This window comes from Sulfitobacter sp. 1A12779, from assembly GCF_043557315.1.
GTDB classification, from domain to species: domain Bacteria; phylum Pseudomonadota; class Alphaproteobacteria; order Rhodobacterales; family Rhodobacteraceae; genus Sulfitobacter; species Sulfitobacter faviae.
This window is the reverse complement of record NZ_JBIFFU010000081.1, coordinates 1-1,176: the sequence shown is the minus strand read 5'-3', so window position 1 is coordinate 1,176 and position 1,176 is coordinate 1. Positions and strand designations below refer to the sequence as shown.

1 protein-coding gene is annotated in these 1,176 nt (G+C 60.6%); it reads right to left on the bottom strand.

The window, feature by feature from the left end:
- Positions 1-24: 24 nt before the first annotated feature.
- Positions 25-1,116 carry an IS630 family transposase gene (locus tag ACGYLQ_RS20860; protein WP_339639426.1) on the bottom strand — a complete coding sequence of 364 codons (1,092 nt, stop codon included), beginning with the start codon at positions 1,114-1,116 and terminating at the stop codon, positions 25-27.
- Positions 1,117-1,176: the final 60 nt, after the last annotated feature.

Below are 1,176 nucleotides of genomic sequence, written 5' to 3'. Positions count from 1 at the left end.
CTAGTGCTCTGAGTCTGACACTTCCTACCTGTTTCCGCGAGTTTCATCGAGCTTGTCCAGCGCGCGACGTTCCCGGGTGAGGATATCCTCTGCGGTTTTGGTCCATTTGAAGGGCCTTGGCTTCTCGTTGTGGTGGGCCAGATAGTCGTAGATCGCGGCCTCAAGATCATCGACGCTGGAATAGCTGCCGCGCCGGATGCGCCTTGATGTGATCTCGGCAAAGAAGCGCTCCACCAGGTTCAGCCATGACGCGCTGGTGGGCGTGAAGTGCAGCTTGAAGCGCGGATGCTTTTCGAGCCAGGCCTTTACCTCAGGCGTCTTGTGGGTGGCGTAGTTGTCGAGCACCAGATGCACATCGCGCCGCGTGGGCACAGCCTTGTCGATCTGTCGGAGGAATTTCAGGAACTCCTGCGCACGATGGCGTGGCATGCAATCGCCAATGACGGTGCCTGATTTCACATCCAGCGCAGCAAACAGCGTGGTCGTGCCATGGCGTTTGTAATCGTGCGTTACGGTCGCGGCACGGCCCTTCTTGAGCGGCAGTCCGGGCTGGGTGCGATCCAGCGCCTGGATCTGGGATTTCTCATCGACGCAGAGCACCACGGCACGGTCTGGCGGGTCGAGGTAGAGCCCGACGATATCGGTGACCTTCTCCTCGAACTTTGGGTCGTTCGAGACCTTGAACCCCTTCGTGAGATGCGGCTTCAAGCCAGCTTCTGCCCAGATGCGGCCGACGCTCGACGGCGAGATGCCCATGGCTTCGGCCATTAGTGCGCGGCTCCAGTGCGTTGCATTGGGCGGGGTTTCCTGCACCGTCTTGGCGATCACCTTCAGCCTTGTTTCCACGGGCAAAGGCGGCACCCGCGAGGGTCGCGTCTTGTCACGCTTGAGACCGGCCACGCCCTCATCGAGATACCGCTGCTGCCAGCGCCAGACCGTGGGTTTCGACGTGCCCGCGCGTCGCATAATCTCGAACGTGCCATGACCGTCCGCTGTGGCCAGGACGATCTCGGCCCGCCAGACAAGCTTGCGCGCAGTGTTGCGGTTGCTGATCAGGGCTTGAAGCTCAGTACGGTCGGCGGGGCCAAGGTAAAGGCAGATGTCATCGCGTCTCATGCCTCAAATATGGCACATCACGTTGCCGATGGGAATCTCCTGTCAGGTGGAGAACACTAG

Coding starts and splice junctions, on each gene's coding strand:
- ACGYLQ_RS20860 (WP_339639426.1), bottom strand. CDS start 1,116: ATGAGACGCGATGACATCTGCCTTTACCTTGGCCCCGCCGACCGTACT.